This is a genomic window from Vibrio rarus, from assembly GCF_024347075.1.
GTDB lineage: Bacteria > Pseudomonadota > Gammaproteobacteria > Enterobacterales > Vibrionaceae > Vibrio > Vibrio rarus.
Genome location: NZ_AP024900.1, coordinates 1,870,388 through 1,891,810, shown reverse-complemented (window position 1 = coordinate 1,891,810; position 21,423 = coordinate 1,870,388). Strand labels below are relative to the sequence as shown.

The 21,423-nt window shown below is 42.2% G+C and carries 18 protein-coding genes, 1 tRNA gene and 1 pseudogene; 10 read left to right on the top strand and 10 right to left on the bottom strand.

Annotation, left to right across the window (positions count from 1 at the left end; genetic code table 11):
* Nucleotides 1–15: 15 nt before the first annotated feature.
* Nucleotides 16–1,449, top strand: coding sequence for a PTS glucose transporter subunit IIBC (ptsG, locus tag OCU56_RS08665; RefSeq protein ID WP_261872833.1), 1,434 nt, complete (start codon nucleotides 16–18; stop codon nucleotides 1,447–1,449).
* A 359-nt stretch (nucleotides 1,450–1,808) separates the two neighbouring features.
* Nucleotides 1,809–2,234, top strand: a complete 426-nt coding sequence (locus OCU56_RS08660; RefSeq protein ID WP_261872832.1) for a hypothetical protein — start codon at nucleotides 1,809–1,811, stop codon at nucleotides 2,232–2,234.
* A 106-nt stretch (nucleotides 2,235–2,340) separates the two neighbouring features.
* On the opposite strand, the gene OCU56_RS08655 is transcribed toward OCU56_RS08660, so the two are convergent.
* The 3 genes from OCU56_RS08655 to OCU56_RS08645 form a co-directional block, all read right to left on the bottom strand.
* Nucleotides 2,341–2,445 (bottom strand): methionine/alanine import family NSS transporter small subunit, encoded by a 105-nt coding sequence (locus OCU56_RS08655; protein ID WP_261872831.1) that lies wholly within the window; start codon nucleotides 2,443–2,445, stop codon nucleotides 2,341–2,343.
* Nucleotides 2,446–2,447: 2 nt separating this feature from the next.
* Nucleotides 2,448–3,917, bottom strand: a complete 1,470-nt coding sequence (locus tag OCU56_RS08650; protein WP_261872830.1) for a sodium-dependent transporter — start codon at nucleotides 3,915–3,917, stop codon at nucleotides 2,448–2,450.
* Between the two features lie 454 nt (nucleotides 3,918–4,371).
* The gene (locus tag OCU56_RS08645) at nucleotides 4,372–4,959 is read right to left on the bottom strand and encodes an outer membrane protein (protein WP_261872829.1); all 588 of its coding nucleotides are present in this window, start codon (nucleotides 4,957–4,959) and stop codon (nucleotides 4,372–4,374) included.
* 336 nt (nucleotides 4,960–5,295) lie between these two features.
* Here OCU56_RS08645 and OCU56_RS08640 point away from each other — a divergent pair, with 336 nt between their 5' ends.
* Together OCU56_RS08640 and mlc are read left to right on the top strand one after the other, a co-directional pair.
* A complete protein-coding gene (locus OCU56_RS08640; RefSeq protein WP_261872828.1) occupies nucleotides 5,296–6,459 on the top strand; it encodes a patatin-like phospholipase family protein in 1,164 nt (387 codons plus the stop codon).
* 104 nt (nucleotides 6,460–6,563) lie between these two features.
* Complete coding sequence (gene mlc, locus OCU56_RS08635; RefSeq protein ID WP_261872827.1) at nucleotides 6,564–7,778, top strand: sugar metabolism global transcriptional regulator Mlc; 1,215 nt, start codon at nucleotides 6,564–6,566, stop codon at nucleotides 7,776–7,778.
* Nucleotides 7,779–7,804: 26 nt separating this feature from the next.
* Here the strand turns inward: mlc and OCU56_RS08630 are convergent, their stop codons facing one another.
* Together OCU56_RS08630 and metG are read right to left on the bottom strand one after the other, a co-directional pair.
* A complete protein-coding gene (locus OCU56_RS08630; protein WP_261872826.1) occupies nucleotides 7,805–8,626 on the bottom strand; it encodes a hypothetical protein in 822 nt (273 codons plus the stop codon).
* Between the two features lie 194 nt (nucleotides 8,627–8,820).
* Nucleotides 8,821–10,872, bottom strand: a complete 2,052-nt coding sequence (gene metG, locus OCU56_RS08625; protein WP_261872825.1) for a methionine--tRNA ligase — start codon at nucleotides 10,870–10,872, stop codon at nucleotides 8,821–8,823.
* 241 nt (nucleotides 10,873–11,113) lie between these two features.
* Here metG and apbC point away from each other — a divergent pair, with 241 nt between their 5' ends.
* From apbC to OCU56_RS08605, 4 genes are all read left to right on the top strand, one after another.
* On the top strand, nucleotides 11,114–12,187 hold the full coding sequence (gene apbC / locus OCU56_RS08620) for an iron-sulfur cluster carrier protein ApbC (protein ID WP_261872824.1): 1,074 nt from the start codon (nucleotides 11,114–11,116) through the stop codon (nucleotides 12,185–12,187).
* Between the two features lie 143 nt (nucleotides 12,188–12,330).
* Nucleotides 12,331–12,972 carry a uridine kinase gene (gene udk, locus OCU56_RS08615; RefSeq protein WP_261872823.1) on the top strand — a complete coding sequence of 214 codons (642 nt, stop codon included), beginning with the start codon at nucleotides 12,331–12,333 and terminating at the stop codon, nucleotides 12,970–12,972.
* 162 nt (nucleotides 12,973–13,134) lie between these two features.
* Complete coding sequence (locus OCU56_RS08610; RefSeq protein ID WP_261872822.1) at nucleotides 13,135–15,471, top strand: AsmA family protein; 2,337 nt, start codon at nucleotides 13,135–13,137, stop codon at nucleotides 15,469–15,471.
* 12 nt (nucleotides 15,472–15,483) lie between these two features.
* Nucleotides 15,484–16,173 (top strand): aspartate/glutamate racemase family protein, encoded by a 690-nt coding sequence (locus OCU56_RS08605; RefSeq protein WP_261872821.1) that lies wholly within the window; start codon nucleotides 15,484–15,486, stop codon nucleotides 16,171–16,173.
* A gap of 123 nt (nucleotides 16,174–16,296) precedes the next feature.
* Here the strand turns inward: OCU56_RS08605 and cobO are convergent, their stop codons facing one another.
* From cobO to OCU56_RS08590, 3 genes are all read right to left on the bottom strand, one after another.
* A complete protein-coding gene (gene cobO, locus OCU56_RS08600) occupies nucleotides 16,297–16,893 on the bottom strand; it encodes a cob(I)yrinic acid a,c-diamide adenosyltransferase (protein WP_261872820.1) in 597 nt (198 codons plus the stop codon).
* Between the two features lie 155 nt (nucleotides 16,894–17,048).
* Nucleotides 17,049–18,152, bottom strand: a complete 1,104-nt coding sequence (locus OCU56_RS08595) for an alkene reductase (protein ID WP_261872819.1) — start codon at nucleotides 18,150–18,152, stop codon at nucleotides 17,049–17,051.
* A gap of 128 nt (nucleotides 18,153–18,280) precedes the next feature.
* On the bottom strand, nucleotides 18,281–18,868 hold the full coding sequence (locus OCU56_RS08590; protein WP_261872818.1) for a YhgN family NAAT transporter: 588 nt from the start codon (nucleotides 18,866–18,868) through the stop codon (nucleotides 18,281–18,283).
* 179 nt (nucleotides 18,869–19,047) lie between these two features.
* Between OCU56_RS08590 and OCU56_RS08585 the strand changes: the two genes are divergently transcribed.
* Nucleotides 19,048–19,251 carry a hypothetical protein gene (locus tag OCU56_RS08585; protein ID WP_261872817.1) on the top strand — a complete coding sequence of 68 codons (204 nt, stop codon included), beginning with the start codon at nucleotides 19,048–19,050 and terminating at the stop codon, nucleotides 19,249–19,251.
* A tRNA-Arg gene (locus tag OCU56_RS08580) sits at nucleotides 19,242–19,317 on the top strand. Before OCU56_RS08585 ends, OCU56_RS08580 begins: the two co-directional genes overlap by 10 nt.
* A gap of 276 nt (nucleotides 19,318–19,593) precedes the next feature.
* Here the strand turns inward: OCU56_RS08580 and OCU56_RS08575 are convergent.
* Together OCU56_RS08575 and OCU56_RS08570 are read right to left on the bottom strand one after the other, a co-directional pair.
* Nucleotides 19,594–19,731, bottom strand: a pseudogene (locus OCU56_RS08575) (polysaccharide lyase family 7 protein); the annotation flags it as partial.
* 265 nt (nucleotides 19,732–19,996) lie between these two features.
* Nucleotides 19,997–21,292 (bottom strand): hypothetical protein, encoded by a 1,296-nt coding sequence (locus OCU56_RS08570; protein WP_261872816.1) that lies wholly within the window; start codon nucleotides 21,290–21,292, stop codon nucleotides 19,997–19,999.
* Nucleotides 21,293–21,423 lie beyond the last annotated feature (131 nt).

Sequence of the window (21,423 nt, the reverse complement as noted above, 5' to 3'; positions counted from 1 at the left end):
ATCAGGAGCATAAACATGTTTAAGAACCTTTTTGCTAACTTGCAGAAAGTAGGTAAGTCATTGATGCTACCAGTATCAGTACTTCCTGTTGCAGGTATTCTACTGGGTGTCGGTGCCGCCGATCTTAGCTTTATTCCAGACGTTGTTTCCAATTTAATGGAACAAGCGGGTGGCTCTGTATTTGGTCAAATGGCTTTGCTGTTTGCTGTGGGTGTGGCACTTGGCTTTACCGATAATGACGGTGTAGCGGGTCTGGCTGCGATTGTGGGTTATGGCATCATGACCGCGACACTGGCGGTTATGGCTGATGTAAGCGGTGTTGATAAAATTGACACTGGGGTGCTAGGGGGCATCTTAGTGGGTGGTCTTGCGGCATGGTCCTTTAATCGTTTTTATCGAATCCAACTACCAGAATATCTTGGTTTCTTTGCGGGTAAACGCGCTGTACCTATCATTACGGGTTTTGCGGCTATTATCCTAGGTTTTTTCCTTTCTTATATTTGGCCACCAGTTGGCGATGGTATTGGTTGGTTCTCCCATTGGGCTGCTAATCAAAACCCACAATTGGCCTTTGGTATTTATGGGGTGGTTGAGCGTTCTTTGATTCCATTTGGTTTACACCACGTATGGAACGTGCCTTTCTTCTTCGAAGCGGGTAACTGTGTCAATGCAGCTGGTGAAACCCAGCACGGTATCTTAACCTGTTACTTAGTGGCCGATGACGCAACACGCGCTGCAGGTAATGGCTTCGGTCAGCTAGCGGGCGGTTACATGTTCAAGATGTTTGGCCTACCTGCTGCCGCTATTGCTATGGCTCATTGTGCTAAACCGGAAAATCGCGCCAAAGTGATGGGTATTATGCTATCGGCTGCGTTAACGTCTTTCTTGACCGGTATCACAGAGCCGATTGAGTTCTCGTTCCTATTTGTTGCACCGGTATTGTACGGTATTCATGCGCTATTAGCGGGTTCTGCTTATGTTGTGTCTAATACATTAGGCTTTGTACACGGTACTTCATTCTCACACGGTTTAATTGACTTCTTGGTTCTGTCTGGTAACGCACAGAAGATGGGACTGATGGTCGTGGTCGGTCTGATTTATGCAGCCGTTTACTACTTTGTTTTCCGCGCAGTGATTATCGGCATGAATTTGAACACTCCAGGTCGTGAAGATGACACTGAAGAAGAAGCAAGCGTAGTAACTGGCAGTGAATTAGCAGGCGAACTCGTCGCCGCGTTTGGTGGCAAAGAGAACATTACTGGCCTTGACGCATGTATTACGCGCCTAAGGGTGGCCGTTGCTGATACCGATGAGGTTGACCAAGACAAACTTAAACATCTTGGTGCTGCTGGAGTGGTTGTGGTTTCCGGTGGTGTACAAGCTATCTTTGGTACTAAATCCGATAACCTTAAAACGGATATGGATGAGTGGATTCGCCATAACGGCTAATTCATTGGTTACCTATTCAATTTAATTTAAAAAGGAGGCTATGCCTCCTTTTTGCGTTTCGTCACAAGCTAATGGATAGACCAATCGTACTAAATAATGGGTCATTCTAGCTTGTTAAAATACTCGATAACTGCGTTAGAATGTTTGATTGTAGAATAACGACTTACGGGAACATTCTCCCTTGTTTTCGAGCATTTTTCCTGCGCTATTTCTGCTCACTTACTTAGTGTGATGAATGGAATAAATTTAAAAAATGTGTAACAAAACGCAGTTCTCTATAATCTCATAACCAAATACTGACAAATCAATATGAATTCAGGTTAGTATGTGCCCAGTGATATATTAGCAAGGAAATAAACGTGAATATCGGGAAGTTGGCATTAGCAACAGCTGTCGTGGCGGGTCTGGCGACGTATGTGGGGGCGGCTAAAGCGGCCACTACTAACAGTGGCGATGTGAAAGTAGGTATGGCTATTGACCAAGGGCTGAGTGCCGTCATTAAATTTGAAGATACCTATAATTTGACTATCGGTAACGATGGTATGGCATTTGATTATCACTTTTCACGTGGTAGCTTTTCGCAAGACGTCCCCTTTGATTGGTATGTTGGCGCGGGTGCGTGGTATGAATGGGATGATGACTTTGGTTTAAGAGTGCCTCTTGGGCTGGACTGGAACTTCGCCCCTAACTGGAATCTTTTTGGCCAAGTAAGTCCTGAATGGCAATTGCATGATAAAGCGAAATTAAAATTTGGCGCAGGTGTTGGTGTGACGTATAGATTCTAATCAATGATCTGAAATAGGGACAATCTATTGTTGTTTATTTATCGTTGTTTACCCATAAAAAAACCGAGCTTTAAAAGCTCGGTTTTTTGTTATCTAACAATAATAGTTACTGTTGCTTTTGCTTGTTCATTGCTTTGCGGATACAGATGGCCGCACCACCCCAAGTAATCCCAAGGCCAAGAACCATCATGATAATTGCGCTAGTAGTCATAATTATGCTTCCTTTTTGCTTAATACGTTAATAGCAATACCGATGACAGCAAGCAGAGCCAGTAGTCCCCAACCTAAAGTAAGAAGGTCAGACTGTGCATAGTCACCGTAACCCTCTGTTAGGGTTGTTTTCAACGTGTTGAAAAGAGTAATAGCAAGAATTAACGGGCTTACAATTTTCAGACAGAAATCATACCAAGCACCAATTTTGAAATCAGATACTGAGTTGACATAGTTGCGAATGGTCGCTGTTTTTACAACCCAAACAATCAGTAATACTTCAATGAAGCAGCTCACCACAATACCAATTTGGTTGGTAAAGTAATCCACTAAATCAAGCAGTAATAGACCGCCATTAGTCGCAAAAGAAAGAGAAACAACAGCACCAATACCACAAACTAAAGTCGCTGCTTTTTTACGGCTAATTTTAAATTTGTCAATGATGGCAGAAGTAACGGCTTCAATGATAGAGATATGAGAGCTAAGACCTGCAATGGTTAAAGCAAGGAACAGCAGTGGACCTAGAATGTACGGTGCAGGCAATTCATTGATTGCCGCAGGCAAAGTAACAAATGCCAGACCAACACCCGCTGTAACAACGTCAGTTAACTCTTTACCTTGTTCGTGTGCCATAAAGCCAAGAACAGAGAAGATCATGATACCAGCAAGGATTGAGAAACCACAGTTAATCAATACTGTCATGAAGGCGTTGTTATTGATGTCTGATTTTTCAGGCAAGTAGCTAGAATAAGCCAGCATGATGGCAAAACCGATACTTAGGGTAAAGAAGATTTGACCGTAAGCGGCAGCCCAAACTTTAAGATCTAAAATCTTGCTAAAATCAGGTTCAAATAGATAGTTCACACCGTTAAGTGCACCCGGTAGGAAAATCATGCGAATAATTAAGAACAATACCATTAGGAATAGTATTGGCATCATAATTTTTGCAGCACGTTCGATACCCGATTTAACACCACCAACAATAGCAGAATAAGTCACAGCCCATGCAAGAAGCATAGTGCCAGCAATTTTCCACTGAATAGAGCCAAGGTTAGACGGTGAGTTATCACCCAAGTGCAGGAACTCTTTAAAGAAGAAGGTATTAGTATCTGTGCCCCAACCTTGGTTGAACGACAGGCTTAAATATGAAATAGACCAACCAATTACGGCAACATAGTAAACCGCAATACAGGCAGCGATACCCACTTGGAACCAGCCTAACCACTCAAACTTTGAGTTAACAGCTTTAAGAGCTGCAGGTGCGGAGCCACGATACTTTTGACCCAGCTTGAATTCCATAATCATAAATGGAATACCGGCGGTTAACATGGCAAAAATGTAAGGTATAAAGAATGCGCCACCACCGTTTTCATAGGCCATATATGGGAAACGCCATATGTTACCTAAACCGATTGCTGAGCCTACTGCGGCTAATATAAATCCGGTACGGGAACCCCATTGTTCTCGTTTCATAACTACTCCTTGTAGTAGAGACTGGATAAGAGTACAGCTTAGTTGAGATTGGGAGTCTCTTTCGCTGAAATAAGTATAATATTTAAAATATTAGCCATGCCAAACGGTGCATAACTAGTACTAAAAACTGAATGATCTCTTATCGCATAGTGAAAAGTGTTGTGTTTGTCGGTGCCCAGGGACTAAAATTAGTATAATATTCTGAGCGATAGACGGAGGGTACAATGAGATTTTCGGTCTGGCAAGATAAAATAAAAACCATAACTGGAAATAAAGTTTGCACATTTGCTGTGCAAATCGCTTATTTTGAAGTATTAATCTGGCATATTTCCATTAAGCCAAAATAAAAATGGTAGATAAGAATTTTTATAGAAGATGTCGCTAAATGTAAAAATAAGAGCGAAAACCTAAACTCGCTTCGCTCTTTGCTATTATGTGGCGAAATAGTAACGTGCTAGAAGCTAAACGTAAAACCAACGTTTGCTTGTAACTGGCTTAACCAACTGCCAGCAAAGGCAAGATTACAGGTTTGACCTGAGCTATTTGAATTACACAGAGTCACAGAATCGCTGTCCACCAATGTTCCTAAGTAACGTAACTGCCCTTGTAGAGCAAAATTGTCGGTTATCTCGTACTCCAACCCACCGTACACACTTAGTGAAAACTTGTAATCGGAACTCGCCCCTTGAATGTCAACTTGCGTACCACCGACACCTAAGCCAAGGTAACTATTTACATTGCTATGTACGGGGTAGTAAACCGCACTTTGGAATTGTAAATAGCGCAGGCTGATGTCTCGGTCGAGATCCTTAATGGATGAGTCTTGTTGAGAGTAAAACAAACCTAATCGGCCTTGGTCGATATTGGTTTCCACCGCTAAGTTGTAATTCATAGCACTGTCGCTATCAAACTTTTGATTGGCATCTGTTTCAAAAGAGCCGCCCATACCATAGCCCACCATTGGGGTGATATAGACCTCAGCGTGTGAGGCTACGGAGTAACTGCATGCGAAAAGGAGTAGGGATAATACTTTTTTATTCATAGGTTCGTCTGTCCTTGTGGGTCTTGTTGCTTATTATCGATAGCAACGAGAACACGTTATGGGAGTAGGAGTAAACATACACTCATTATAAGGGTAATTGTGATAGTAACAGCATAATTCTGCACGAATTTTCGTGAAATCTTGAGCTGGATATGCATGAATGCTAATACTTATTTTATCAATGATGCTGATTTTCTATTCAGATAGGGTCAAGAAGGCGAGGTGAGAGCATGACAACGGATTTAAAAATGACCATCACGATAGTGTTTATTATCTTTGCAATATTATTTGGCTTTTGTTTTACAGCCATATTGAGTTAGTACCTTTGGTGGGTGAATGGACAATAGTGGATTAATTTGGGGGAGTGACTCGGCCTATCAACAGCCAGTGTTTGCTGAATACATTAATGGTAAAAGTGCCCTGATTGCACAAGGAGGAGGGCAAAGAGGCATTTTTACCGCAGGTGTGTTAGACGCCTTTTTATATTCTAATTTTGATCCATTTGATACGTTTTATGGCACTTCTGCCGGGGCTTTAAACCTATGTGCTTACTTGTGTAGGCAACCGGAGTTGGGCAAATCCTTTCTGCTCGATCTTACCACTGACGACCGTTTCTTTAATCTGTTCAGCTTTGTACGGCAAAAACACTATATCGGCCTAGATTGGGCCTTGAATAAAATTTGCAGCCCACCTTATAAACTCGATATCGATATGGGGAAAAAGGTGCTGTACGGGCGCAGTGCGTTTGCTGCGGTGACGCGTACTGACAATTTTCACGATGACTACCTGCCAATGCTAGAAAAAAACTGGCTTGATGTTATTCGAGCCACTTGCGCCATACCCAACCTAGTATCAAGACCCATCTCCATTGATGGTATGGAATTTGTAGATGGAGGGGTGTCGGCATCAGTACCCATCCAAGAAGCGTGGCGTAAAGAAGCACGCAGTATTATTGTGATACGAACAGAACTTCCTGAGCATCCTGTATTTAATAACCTTGCACAAGATCAACAGCAAACAACCACAGATAAAGCCGTTTGGTATCGAAATCCCATGGATAATATTCAAAACTTTTGTAATGAACAATTAGATAAAGGGAAGAAAACCATCGAGGAATTTATTGATGAACGAGTGATGCAAAGCCATTTAAATAAAAATAAACCCAGCTTAGATTTACTCAATGGGGGTCGGTGGTTATTTGGTGCTGATAATGTTTATCGATTATCACATTTATTAGGTAATCGTTTGGATGCGGGATTAGCCGATATGCTAATGGTACACTATCAAACCTATGCTTTAACCCAAGAATTTGTTGCGCGTCCTCCACAAGATTGTTTTGTTATGCAAATTATTCCAGAGCATCCATTAAAAAGTTCGTCATTAATGAGCAATCCACAAGACTTATTATTTGATTATCAACAAGGCTTAAATTCAGGTTATCGTTTTATTGAAGAATATCAAAGCACACAAAAAATCAAATCAGCGCAAATACCTTCCTAAAATTGACATTATTCGGTGAGCAGGCTCACGCCTTAACATCATAACGCTTCACATTTACTTCGAGCTGTAAAAAAATAGAGTCTCTAGATCCGGGGGTAATTATCATGTATACGGCACAACCAAGTCATATTGATCATATCAAACAGATTAATGCTGGTAAGGTCTATCAACTTATCGATCAGTTTGGCCCCATATCTCGTATTGACCTCTCCAAGTTAAGCGCTTTAGCCCCGGCCAGTATTACCAAGATATCCCGTGAATTAATCGAAGCGCACTTGGTACACGAAACCGTTGTCCAAGAAGTGACCAGCCGTGGTAGACCTGCGGTGGGTTTACAAACCAATAATCAAGGTTGGCAATTTCTCTCCCTGCGCTTAGGGCGAGGCTATCTCACTATCGCTTTGCATGAGCTTGGCGGTGAAGCGATCGCCGAAAAGTACATAGATATTGACGAAATAGATCAAGATGACATGCTGGCTCGTCTGTTAAAAGAAATCGGCACCTTTTTTGAAGAGAAGGCGACGGTACTGGAGCGCGTTACCAGCATCGCCATTACGTTACCTGGCCTTGTCCACTCAGAAAGTGGCGTGGTGTTACAAATGCCTCATTTTGACGTTAAACGTTTAGAGTTAGGCCCCGCATTACATAGAGAAACCGGGCTGCCAGTCTTTATTGCCAACGATACTCGCGCTTGGGCATTGGCGGAAAAACTGTTTGGCAACTCCCAACAAAATAAAAATTCAGTGCTTATTTCGGTACATAACGGGATTGGCGCTGGCATTATTTTAGAAGATAAAGTGCTGCAAGGTCGCTTGGGTAATGTGGGAGAGCTGGGGCATATCCAAGTCGATCCTAATGGCGAACTTTGTCATTGTGGCAACCGAGGGTGCTTGCAAACCGTCACTAGCTCTTATGCTTTAATCAATCAAGCAAAACAGGGTATCCTTGCGGGCGCAGATACTTCGTTAGATATTGATAACCTTACTGTTATTAATATTTGTATGGCGGCCAATAGAGGGGATCCTCTAGCGTTAAATATCATTAAACAATTAGGTCAGCGATTAGGTACAGCCGTCTCTTTAGTCGTGAATATGTTTAATCCTGAGAAGGTACTTATCGGTGGTGATATTAATGTTGCCAAAGGCATTATCTTTCCTGAAATAATGAGTTGCGTGCAAACTCAAAGTTTACCTATTTATCGTCAAGATTTAGAAGTTGTGCCATGCCGTTTTATTAAAAATGCCACTATGCCGGGTGCAGCATTAATTAAACAAGCATTATATGATGGTAAATTATTAATGAAATTACTTGAGGGATAAAAGAATTTATCCCTTATAAAAGTATATTAAGCTTGTGCCTCAATACATGGTTCAAGGTGATATAATTTTTCACAGAGCTCAACCAGAATTTGGTCATAGACTTTAAATATAGCTAAAGATATTTCATTGGTTAATTGGTAAAGCTGGCGAGGCGGTAATTGATTTATCTTCTTTTGCGCTGAAATTATCTCACTAAGATCTGTTTGCGCTAGGGTAAGAGTGGCGGTAGTTAATGGGGATACTCGATTTAAGCGTTTGATTTTTTGTAATAAATATTGCGCTTTTACTAGCAATAGCTCGTTCTGTCCCGTGGTAGATAATTTTTGCGAAGAATCGTCTAGCAACATTCTAAACTGTGTTAAAGCTTCTAGTGAATCAATCACATAGCTCCATTGACGAGAGTAAGTGTCACTTTCTTCTACTTGTTCCGTTTCAATTAACCAAGTCAGCACAATTTCATCAATGAGGTATAAGCTAGCTCGAATTGCTCGGCCGTGGCTCATTTGGCTTTTGCTAGGTGTCATGGTGGGCCATTGTTGCATTAGGGTATGAACTTGCTTGGTGAGCAATCTAAACATAGGACGGTCATTGATAAAGCTCCTATGTACTAAATCTTGCAGCGATTCGCTGATATTGCTTTCTAAATCAGAAATATGGCTGTGTGCCACCCCTCCATAGCTTAGATGAGTGTGCACTAAATGGCGATGCTCACGCAGATGCTGAGTAACACTTCGTAGTTCACAAATTAAGTGATAGCGATTAATGTTGGCTTGGCTCTGTTTGCCATAATGCAGACAAAGTAGCAGTACGGCTAATGCGCATAGACTTGTGGCGATGACCATAAACATAAGCGACCTTTTTCACTGTGGGCTTAATCAATAGTAAGCAGGTTTTATGCCAACCCCCTTTTAGTGACAGAGTGCGTACCCAGCAGGGCATAGCAGTGAATTGTTGAACGAATTTGGGGCGGGTATGCACTTATTTAGCGCATAAAAAAGCCGGCAAGTATGACCTAGCCGGCTGTGTTTAATTAGCGAATAGATTACATGACACGCATGCCAGGTTGAGCACCTTCATGGGGTTCTAGAATCCAAAGATCTTTACCACCAGGGCCTGCGGCTAATACCATGCCTTCAGACATACCAAACTTCATCTTACGAGGTTTTAGGTTAGCCACCATGACAGTGTGTTTGCCAATGAGGTCTTCTGGCGCATAAGCGGATTTAATACCTGCAAATACTTGGCGAGTTTCACCGCCTAAATCCAGTACCATTCTTAGTAATTTATTGGCTTTAGGCACAGACTCACATTCAACAATCTTGGCAATGCGTAAGTCAATTTTAGCAAAATCGTCATACTCGATTTCATCGGCAATCGGCTCTTTGCTTAGCTCAGTTTCGTTTTTAGCTTGCTCGGCTTTTTCTTTGGCTGCCACTTCTGCTGCCGCATCTTCTTTTGATGCTTCAACCATAGCGTCCACTTTTTTCGGATCAATACGGTTAAATAGCGCTTTGAACTTGCTGATTTCTTGATCCACTAGCGGTGCTTGTACGCCATCCCAAGTCAATTCTTGGTTTAAGAAGGCTTCAGTGCGAGCGGCAAGCTCAGGCATGACTGGCTTCAAGTAAGTCATCAGTACGCGGAACAAGTTAATGCCAACAGAGCAGATGTCTTGCAGTGCTTTATCTTGGCCTTCTTGTTTAGCGACGACCCAAGGGGCTTTTTCATCTACGTATTGGTTGGCTTTATCAGCAAGAGCGGTGATCTCACGAATGGCGCGACTAAATTCACGGCTTTCGTAAAGAGAAGCAATGCGTTGCGCTGCATCGGCAAATTCTTGATAAAGCTCAGGCTCTGCAAAGTCCGCAGAGAGCTTGCCAGCAAAACGCTTAGTAATGAAGCCAGCGTTACGAGAAGCAAGGTTAACAATCTTGTTCACCACATCAGAGTTAACGCGTTGAGTGAAGTCTTCAAGGTTCAAATCCAGATCATCAATGCGATTGTTGAGTTTTGCCGCATAGTAGTAACGTAGGCATTCTGGATCTAAGTGATTAAGGTAGGTGCTTGCCTTAATGAAGGTGCCTTTAGATTTAGACATCTTAGCGCCATTGACGGTGACATAGCCGTGGACAAAAATGTTGTTTGGCTTACGGTAACCCGCACCATCAAGCATCGCCGGCCAAAATAGGCTGTGGAAGTACACAATGTCTTTACCAATGAAGTGGTAAAGCTCCGTCGTGCTGTCTTTTTTCCAATATTCGTCAAAATCCAGATCGTCACGCTTGTTACATAGGTTTTTAAATGACGCCATATAGCCAACAGGAGCATCAAGCCACACGTAGAAGAATTTGTTTTTCTCCCCTGGGATTTCAAAACCAAAGTAAGGGGCATCGCGCGAGATATCCCATTGTTGCAAGCCAGATTCAAACCACTCTTGCATTTTATTCGCGGTTTCGTTTTGTAAAGAGCCAGAACGAGTCCACTCTTTTAACATGCTTTCAAATTGTGGCAGGTCAAAGAAGAAGTGTTCAGAGTCTTTCATCACAGGAGTGGCGCCAGAGACTGCGGATTTTGGATTAATCAGCTCAGTAGGGCTGTAGGTTTCACCACAGTTATCACAGTTATCACCGTATTGATCTTCTGACTTACACTTAGGGCAAGTGCCTTTTACGAAACGGTCAGGTAAGAACATTTCTTTTTCAGGGTCAAACAACTGAGAAATGGTACGGCTTGAAATAAACCCGCTCTTTTTAAGTTGAAGATAAATACTAGAGGCTAATTCGCGGTTTTCTTCACAGTGGGTGCTGTGGTAGTTATCAAAACTGATATCAAAGCCTGCAAAATCTTTTTGGTGCTCAGCGCTTACAGCGGCAATCATTTCTTCAGGAGTGATCCCCATCTGCTGGGATTTAAGCATGATTGGTGTACCGTGCGCATCATCAGCACAAACAAAGTTCACTGTGTTGCCACGTAGACGTTGGTAACGCACCCAGATGTCAGCTTGAATGTGCTCTAGCATATGACCTAAATGGATAGAACCATTGGCATAGGGTAGTGCACACGTGACGAGCATTTTTCTTAATTCAGTAGTCATACTTAACTTTTCGCAGATAGGATTAATTTCTTGGCGCTAATATTACCGTAAGCTAGCTGCAACGAAAAGGATCTCGCGGATAAATCGCACTCAGTTTGCCTTTGCGTGGGGGGGGATTGATCAAGTTTGCGTGCAAACCTGTAAATTTTAAGTAGTTTATTTGTAGTCATTACGCAGAACTTGTTAAATTGCGCGCATATTAACGCTAAGATGTATTCAGATAAGTAAAGGGTAAGCATTAATGAATAATCAAATAAACGATCTACACGCTTGGTTAAACCAGTTTCAACACCCTCTTTTGATCAGCGAATGGTCTTCGACTTTAGGGATCGTGACCCTAGATCATGCACAAAAAGCCATTGATGTTGAAATCCCCTTTGTCGTAGAGGCATTAACTCAAGCATTAGGGCAATGGATCTCAGAGCATGATGCGCCACTGGCATGGGAAGAATATACGTTTTATGTTTCTGCGCGGGTACGCCCATTGCAGAGTAAGGTGGCCAGTACCTTAACTTCCATCAAAAATATCATTGCCGTTACCTCGGCAAAAGGTGGGGTAGGTAAATCCACCACCACCGCCAACCTTGCTTTAGCCATGGAAAAACAAGGGGCAAAAGTGGCCGTCCTAGATGCAGACGTTTATGGTCCCTCCATTCCTATGATGTTTGGGACGGTTGGGCAGTCCCTTGAGATTGTGGATAATAAATGGATGAAGCCGTTACAAGCTCATGGCGTGTACACCCAGTCAATTGGCTACTTAATCTCAAGTGATGATGCAGCGGTATGGCGTGGACCTATGGCTTCTAAGGCATTGATGCAGTTGTTAAAAGAGACTCAATGGCCGGAACTCGATTACCTGATTATTGATATGCCTCCCGGCACAGGTGATTTGCAATTAACTCTGTCTCAAGAGATCCCATTGACCAGTGCTTTGGTGGTGACAACACCGCAAGACTTAGCCTTAGCAGATGCCATTAAGGGTATCGCAATGTTTGAAAAAGCCGAGGTAGGTGTGTTAGGTATTATCGAAAATATGAGTTATCACGTGTGTAGCAATTGTGGCTCTCACGAGGATATTTTTGGCAGTGGCGGCGCGATGAAATTGGCCGCAGATAAGGGAATAGCCCTTTTAGGACAACTGCCTTTACACCTTAATGTGCGTCGTGATATCGACCAGGGCAGGCCATCGGTAGTCAACCCAGATTCAGCAGAGCAGGCACAAAGTTATATGGATTTGGCGAATCAAGTGGTAAGTCGCCTGTTTTGGCATGGCAAACCTCAAGCTGAACGTATTCGCTTTGTTGAAGTGGAATAATTTTATGCCATAAGGTGGATAATAAATGCTAACTGTTTGATATATGCTCAACCTGTTGCTGTTATCCCCTTATTACTGGTATCAAGGATCATCCGTCTCTATAATTAGCGTGTTTAAATTCTGTTTTTCGTTAGGAACTGTAAATGTCTCAAAGTAATCAATGTGTCATCGTCGGTATTGCAGGTGCATCCGCATCAGGCAAGAGCCTTATCGCCAATACCATCTATAATGAACTGCATGCAAAAGTGGGACCTGAGCAAATTGGTGTCATAACGGAAGACAGATACTATCGCGATCAAAGTCATTTGAGCATGGAAGAGCGCGTAAAAACCAATTATGACCACCCCAAAGCGCTTGACCATGATCTGTTGTGTGAGCATCTACAACAGTTGGCTGAAGGCCATGCGGTAGAAGTTCCAGAGTATAGCTATACAGAGCATACCCGCACGCAAAATACCACTACCATGTCACCGAAAAAGGTGATTATCTTAGAAGGGATTTTACTGTTAACCGACCCTCGTTTACGTAACTTAATGCACGCCAGTATCTTTATGGACACGCCTTTAGATATCTGCTTATTACGCCGTGTTAGGCGTGATGTAGAAGAACGAGGACGTACAATGGAGTCGGTGTTGGAGCAGTATCAAAAAACAGTGCGTCCAATGTTTATGCAGTTTATTGAACCGTCAAAACAATACGCCGATATTATTGTGCCTCGCGGGGGTAAAAACCGCATCGCCATTGATGTGTTGAAAGCGCATATTGCCAAATTGCTGCGTTCTTAGTAATTTATGATAACAGCGTCAATTTATTAAATTTATTACTCTGTGTTTGCATACAAGTAACAAATTATGGTTAAGAATTAAATGGCACGGATGTGCCATTTTTTATATCTAGCGTTTACCGGTAGGAAAAGCGCAACAGCATTAGGTTACAGGGAAGAAAAGATGAAAAAGCTGTCACTATTTATCATCACACCAATTGTTTTGATCGTACTAACCGTGGTCGCACTGTTAGTGTTTGTTGATCCCAACCAGTTTAAGCCACTGCTCGTTGAGCAAACCAAAAAACAGACCCACCTTGACCTCACGATAGAAGGGGACATTAGTTGGCAGTTTTTCCCATCAATCGGTTTTTCTTTAGGCAAAAGTACATTAAGTAACCCTGCGGGCTTTAGCGCACCTAATATGCTAAAAGTCGACCAAGTGGGCCTTGATATATCGGTGTTGCCTTTGCTGAGTAAAGAGTTGCGCATTGGCAATGTGACGTTACTTGGGGCTCAGTTTTATATGGAAACCCATGCCGATGGTTCCAGTAACTTAGATGCATTAACAGCATCGCAATCTAGCTCTACAGCCAAAGATGATGCCAATTCAACCGCAACAGATACAGCCACAACCACAGACGGTGAGGCACAACCTTGGACGGTGTCGGTGGCGGGGCTTAATATTGATAATGCCTTGTTAGAGATCAAAGATGACCAAGCCAAGTTGTACACCAAGTTAGAGAAGGTCAATGTGCAAGTGGCGGATTTTGCATTTGATCAATGGACGCCATTGAGCTTTAGTTTTTCTGGGGTGAACAATCAGCAAAACTTTGCCATCACAGGTAAAGCCAGCGCGAAAACCGATGCCAAGTTTACCGATTATCAAGTAAAAGACATCGAACTAAGTGGTCACTTTTCCCAGCCAGATGTAGACCTTACTAGCTTTAAGCTTAACGTAGACACTTTTAAACTGGACTCTTGGGCCAAGGTATCACTGCTGGCTAAAGGGGAGGCCGCGGGCAATGCATTTGATATTACTAGTGCAACCCAAGTCTTGTTAGAGCGAGACTTATCCACCTTTGCCATTAAAGATTTTACTTTGCAAACGCCTTTAACAGGCAAAGATATCGCAATAAAATCGTTTAGCTTAGATGTTTCTTCTTTTAAATTCGCCCAGCCGAGCTCATTTAAAATGGCAGTGGATGGACATGCCGCAGGACTCGATAGTCAATTGACCATGACGGGGAGTGTGTTGCTGGATGAGGCCCTATCTAAGGTGAAGGTGAATCAGCTTAATGCTCAAGGGAAACTGGCAGGAGAGAGCCTACCGCAGAACCCTATCGCGGTTGATCTTAAATCCAACATTGATTTTGATTTAACCACTAACACCTTATCTTTATTATTAAATACATTGTCACTTAACGACTTGCAACTGGATGGCAGTAGCAGTGTCGTATTAAGCGCTATCCCCAAAGTACGTTTTAAATTACACAGCCCAATGATCAACCTTGATCAGTGGACAGGGAATACCGATCCCAACGCCACGGAGTCTTCTTCGGCAAACACAGCTTCATCTTCTGCAAACACGGCGCAAAAGGCCGCTTCGCAAGAGCCAAATTTATCGGTACTAAAAACGCTAGATGTCGCCGGCAGTATCCGCATTGATAAGTTTCAGGCCAGTAATGCTAAATTACAAAATACCTTTGCTGATATCGCCATTAAAGACGGTATCTTTAATTTGCGCACATTAACCGCCAATCTGTATCAAGGCTCTATTAAGGCAAAAGCGCAGCTTAATGGTCAACAAGCCGTGCCTCGCTATGATATTGATGCCAAGGTGAATAATGTCAAAGTAGGGCCTTTGCTGGTGGATGTAGCGGATAATAATACCCTTGAAGGTACAGGGAATATTACCTTGGACTTAACCGGCAAGAGCTTAATTCCCGATGAACTGAAAAAGCATTTAGCGGGCACTGTTGTGGTGAAATTTGCCGATGGTGCCATCAACGGAATTAATGTGGCGCAGATCATTCGCACCAATTACGCCAAGTTTAAGGGGGAGAAAGTACCTGCGGAAACTCAAGCGAAGAAAACCGACTTTAGTGCAATGGATGCCACGGTGAAGCTCAATAAAGGGGTCGCTACGCTATCGAATGTTTCTGTACAGTCGCCATTATTACGAATTAAGGCCAGTGGTGATGCCAATTATCTAAATGAAACCATGGATATTTTGTCAAAAACGTCTGTTGTGGGCTCATTAGAAGGGCAAGGAGGAAAGAGCATTGATGATCTTACCGATGTGACTATCCCACTGCGCATTAAAGGCGCTTGGGCAAGCCCACAATTCAGTTTGGATTTAGCCGCATTACAACAGCAAGAGCTGGAACGAAATAAGAAGAAGCTAGAAGAAAAAGCCAAAAAAGAAGCAGAGCGTGGCCTGAAAAAATTGTTTGGTGATAAAGGTGGTGATGAAGACGTTAAGAAAATGACCGATTCGCTCTTGAAGAAGCTATTTTAATTGAGGTTAGGCATGAAAACATTAGGCTTAATTGGCGGAATGAGTTGGGAGTCTACTCAAACCTATTACCAACTTATAAATGCAGGGGTTAAGCAGCGCTTAGGGGGACTCAACTCGGCGAAACTGGTGTTATACAGTGTGAACTTTGCTGAAATTGAGCAGATGCAAGCCCAAGGTGAGTGGCTACAAGCGGCAAAGGTGTTGTCCCGTGCGGCCTTATCACTGCAAACGGCTGGGGCTGAGGCGATTATGATTTGTACTAATACCATGCATAAAATTGCCCCGGAAATCGAAGCCGTAGTGTCGGTCCCTTTACTGCATATCGCCGATGCCACCGCAATGGAATTGCAGCAACAGCGCATTGAACATGTGGCGCTGTTAGGGACGGCATTTACCATGGAGCAAGACTTTTATAAACAGAGGTTGCTGGATAAAGGTGTGCGAGTGTCTATTCCTAACCAACCGCAACGGGCTGAAATACATCGTATTATTTATGATGAGCTGTGTCAGGGGAAAATATTACCCACCTCCAGAGACACCTTTTTACAGGTTATCGACAGCTTGCAACAGCAAGGGGCGCAAGGGGTGATCTTAGGCTGTACGGAGATAGGATTATTGATAGAGCAAGCACACACGACAGTGCCAATATTTGATACCACTGCCATCCATGCCGCGGCCGCGGTAGACTGGAGTTTACACTAACGCACACAAAACACTTGGCAATAAAGCAAGCGGGTTGATAGGTTAGGGCACCACAAGTCCCCCCTCAACATGTTGACCAAGTGTTTAACCCGCAGTGATAGATGACTACGGGTATTGTACTGGTTACCAATCCACCCCTTTGCGGGCCTTGACCCCCGCTTCAAAGGCGTGTTTCACGTTGCGCACTTCAGATACCGTATCAGCAAGTTCAATAATAGAGCGGTGCGCTCCACGACCGGTAATAATCACCGATTGCTGAGCGGGGCGTTGTTGCAAGGCGTTTAATACCTCGTCTAACTCTATATAGTTGTAGCTCACCATATAGGTTAACTCGTCCAAAAGTACTACATCTAGATTAGGGTCTTGAAGCATTTTTAGGCACTCTTGCCACACGGCTTGCGCGGCTATGGTATCGGCTTGTTTATCTTGTGTATTCCAAGTAAATCCGGTGGACATAACATGAAAGGCAACCCCCAGTTTTTCTAGTAAATTGCGTTCACCATTGTCCCAAGTGCCTTTAATAAACTGCGCTACACCGCATTGCAGACCATGGCCGACCGCGCGAGCAACGGTGCCAAAACCTGAGGTGGTTTTGCCTTTTCCATTACCGGTAATAACCAGTAATAGCCCCTTTTCTTCAGTGGCTTGGGCGACTCTTTCATCGACCTTTTCTTTTATTTTTTGTTGACGCTGTTGATGACGATCCTGTTCTTGAGTCATTACGCTTCCTGTTGTCAAAGTGGCTTATGCTTATGGCAAGTTAGACATAATGATAGCTATAGTTGAGCAAGACAGAAAGAGAGGAATTTAAGTTCATGCCATAAAAAAGCCCCTCCTATAAATAGGAAGGGCGATACAGTGTCCATAAGGTGAGATTATTTGCTCGCTTCAAACCTTGGATAGTCAGTTAAGCCGGCTTCGTCTCCGCCAAATAGCGTCTCTGGGTTATGCTGCGCAAGTGGCGCGCCAGTTTTAATGCGCTCAGGAAGATCAGGGTTGGCAATAAATGGGCGACCAAAGCCAATCATATCAGCCAGTCCTTCTTCAATTGCGTTGGCACCGCTATCGGCTTTATAACGGCCTGCGTAAATTAGGGTGTTTTTAAAGGCCTCGCGTAGCGCCAATTTAAATTCACGCGGCGTATCTGGGGCATCATCCCAATCGACTTCGGCAATGTGCAAATAACCGATATTATGAGAATTGAGCAGTTTTGCCGCTTCAGTATAAGTATGCTCAGGGTTGGCATCTACCGTGCCATTGAGCGTAGTAAGAGGGGCAAGACGTACACCAACGCGCTCTGCACCAATAGCATCAACCAGCGTTGCAACCACTTCATCAAGAAAGCGCAGACGGTTTTGTAAACTGCCACCATATTCATCGGTGCGATTATTAGATTCAGAATCAATAAATTGGTTAATTAGGTAACCATTGGCCGCGTGCAGTTCGATACCATCAAATCCTGCAGCAATAGCATTGAGTGCGGCTTGATGAAACTCGGCCACCACCTCTTTAATTTCGCTTACCGTCATTTCACGGGGTTCAACAACCTCAACAAAACCCGGTTCATCTGTGCCATTATCAATAAATACTTTTACATTTTCAGCTTTAATAGCCGATGAGGATACCGGTTGATGACCATTGATATTATCAGGGTGAGTAACACGACCAACATGCCATAACTGAGCGAACATAACCCCGCCTTTGGCGTGTACCGCATCGGTGACTTTTTTCCAGCCGGCAATTTGTTCAGCACTGTAGATACCGGGAGTCCATGCATACCCTTTGCCCATAGGGGATATTTGCGTACCTTCAGAAACGATTAAGCCTGCTTCTGCACGCTGAGCGTAGTAGGTTGCCATCATATCGTTGGCGACATCACCTGGTTGTGATGCTCTTGAGCGCGTCATTGGTGGCATTACAATACGGTTTTTTAACGTGAGCTTGCCAAGTTGAATTGGTTGAAATAGTGCTGAACTCATGAGGAACCCTTAAAGATATTTGATAACTGGATTTAGACTATCAGCCATAACAAGGTTTAAAAAGTGCAAAACTAACAAAATACTTTTACTTGTTTTGCAACAATCTCAGAAGAAAAGACGATGTGAAATTAGGTCAAGTAACTTTGTATACCATCTAAAAACATTTGTACTGCAATCATAAGTAATAGCATTCCCATCAAGCGTTCCAGTGCTTCCAGCCCTTTTTTCCCCACTATGCGCTCAAATATTTCGGAGAACATTAAAATAACAGCAGAAGCCGCCCAAGCGCCCACTAAAGCAATAGACCAGTCACCCATACGCTCTGGTGCTTGGTGAGCAAGTAAAATTAATGCCGCAATAATAGATGGACCAGCCATTAAAGGAATAGCAAGAGGGACAATAAGAGGCTCTTCACCGGCACCTAAACTTGCACCCAGCCCACCCTCAGGAGGAAAAATCATTTTTAAAGCGATCAAAAATAGGATGATAGCGCCAGAAATAGATACCGCTTCATTGTTCAGTCCTAAAAAGCTTAAAATCTTTTCGCCAGCAAATAAGAATAACAGCATCACAACTAGAGCGATTAATAGTTCCCTAATAATCACAATGCGACGTCGTTTCTTATCAATATGCTTAAGCATGGAAGTAAAAATGGGCAAATTCCCCATAGGATCCATAATTAGAAAAAGCATTACAGCAGCTGAGATAGTATCCATTTAATATCCTGAAAGTGAGGCTGAATAGCAAAAAGAGGCTGATTATGAAACAGTATGTAGCTATCTGTACAGAAAAAAGAAAGACTAAATACCCATAATCTCCATGATAATACACAAAATAGGCGATTATTTAATAAGAATGAGTATTAAGGCAGTTTTTTAGCTTGATGTTGATAACAATGAATCGTCATCGCAGCCCAAGGGCGTTAACCGTGCGCCATGATGGATGGGTAAAAACCAGAGTAACCCGTTTGCATGATGAGTTTGATTCTTTGTTTACCAACCTTGAAGTGGCAAATATGCATAAAAATAGAGCAACCATCGCCCACAAGGATTGTCGTCTAGCAAAACCTATGTTAAAAGTATCCTCAACGTCCCCTTAGTTCAGCTGGATAGAACAAGGACCTCCTAAGTCTTAGACACAGGTTCGAATCCTGTAGGGGACGCCACTTCTATATGTTTGCTTAAAACTCAATGACTTTGATTACACCTGTCTTTTGGGCTGCCTTTACACTTTAGTCCTATTGTAACCATTTTCTGTTGTGCCAAATCTTTATCGCTTACTTTGTGACTGAGAAACTAAATGTTTTCTTTTCTTTATACGGGGGAGGGAGTGGATAAATGAGGATCTGTTAAATCTTAGTGTATGAAAATGTATGATCTTCCAGATTATTGTTACTATAATGAGTAATAACAGGGCAAGGCATACATTTGCGAAGTATTTATTATTGTTCTAAGTCCAGTTTATAAAAACTGGCTTTAGCATAATCGCCTGCGACTATGCCATTATTTTTACATCCAACAGGACCAACATTGCACTGGTTATATACACCTGCTTTAAAATGCAATACAGATTGCGCATAACCCTCATCATAAGTGTTACCAAGGTAGTGGCCTAATGAATTCTAAATTGATATATCTAGCATCAGAATTGCGAGTTGTTGCCGAAGATCTCAGACCGATTAGACCAAAATAGCTCAAACTGAGTCATTACAGCGGCGTTCACCAATATCTATACCCAATAGTAAATATGAGTAATGGGAGAGATCTACTTTCAGAGTTATTTGGTTAACAAGGCCCTATAAATGTAAAACCGCCTTCTTAGAAGGCGGTTAATATTGAAAGTTATTAATTAAAGCAAGCTTTAATCATACTAGGGTTAACCCATGAAGAGCCTATATATTTATTGCTCGTTAAGTACGCTATAAACTTTCCATTTTTAACTAACTTTGGTGGTTGAGTTGAATATTCATTGAAAGGTGAATACGGTGAGAACTTTCCACCATAAGTGCCAAATGAGTTCCATATGCTATTGGGGGAGTATTTTCCGCCGTAAGTACCAAATTCATTTAAGACTGAATCAGAACTAAATTTATTTACGATTGAGCCTAAATGCTGTCCATCTGCTGCTGTTATTGTTGCACCATTAATTGAATAGCATATGTTTAAAATTGAATTATCTGTAGTAATTATTTTTGTGGGAGTAACAGCAGGTTGGAACACTGGTTGAGAAACTACAGGCTTACTTGTAAGTGCTTTAATATAAGCATCTTTATCTGAAGGTCTATAAAACTGGAAGTTATCTTTACCTAATGTTGGGTTGGATATATTTAATGCGATGTCTAGCATGTTGATAGTATTTGAGCTTGAGATAGAGATACTAACACTTGATGTTCTTAAAACTTGATCATTAGAGTCTTTAAATCCCATGTTAGTAGATATTATACACGATGGGCCAGCTTGTAACTGTATAGGTTGGCTTACCGTTCTTACTACTACAGAATCTAACGTATTACCATTTTCATCTTTAGCTTCAAACGTATGGATAATTTCAGCTCCACATTCAACAGGGAAAAGCGGGACATCAGATAATTCATAATAATAATTAGGTAATTTCAATGAATTAGAGAAAAAGTTAAATAATGAACGACCTGTGGATTTGTAATACTCAACTCCGTCACCTTTTGAAGTAACAGTGCCTAATTCACTTAATTCACTAAGAGCCTGTTGTGAGCTATCAAGTAAAGAAAACTTAAAGGTAAGTGAAGAACTTGTTTTGAGTAGGCTACCTCGAACCGTTTCTGAGCTAGTTAAAGATTCTAGGTCAAAACTACTTTTACTATTAGATTGCATGAGTTGATAGGGGGGATTATTTAAGTGAGCAACGTGCTTGACTGATATTGTGATACTTGAGTTTTTATCAGTATCTAAGTCGGCTGTTCCTTGTTTAGAATTTACGTCCGTTGTTTCTTTATTATTTGATATAGTTGTTTGTTTATTATTTGGTATAACTGTTAAGTCTAGAGTTGTTTTAGTTCCATCTGTTAAAGAATCTGAACCATCAGAAGAACCTCCACATCCAACTAGAAAGGTGGAAGCAAGTAATGACAATCCGATTAATTTGAAACTTGTTAATTTGTTCATTTTTTGTCCTTTAGGCAGACATGCCTATATCAATATGTTCATCACGGAATTTTGCATTATCGGCGCTAGTTAACCAGAATAAAAGGTGAAAAAAGATGAACAGTAGTATTATTTTAGTTCCTGCTAACGTT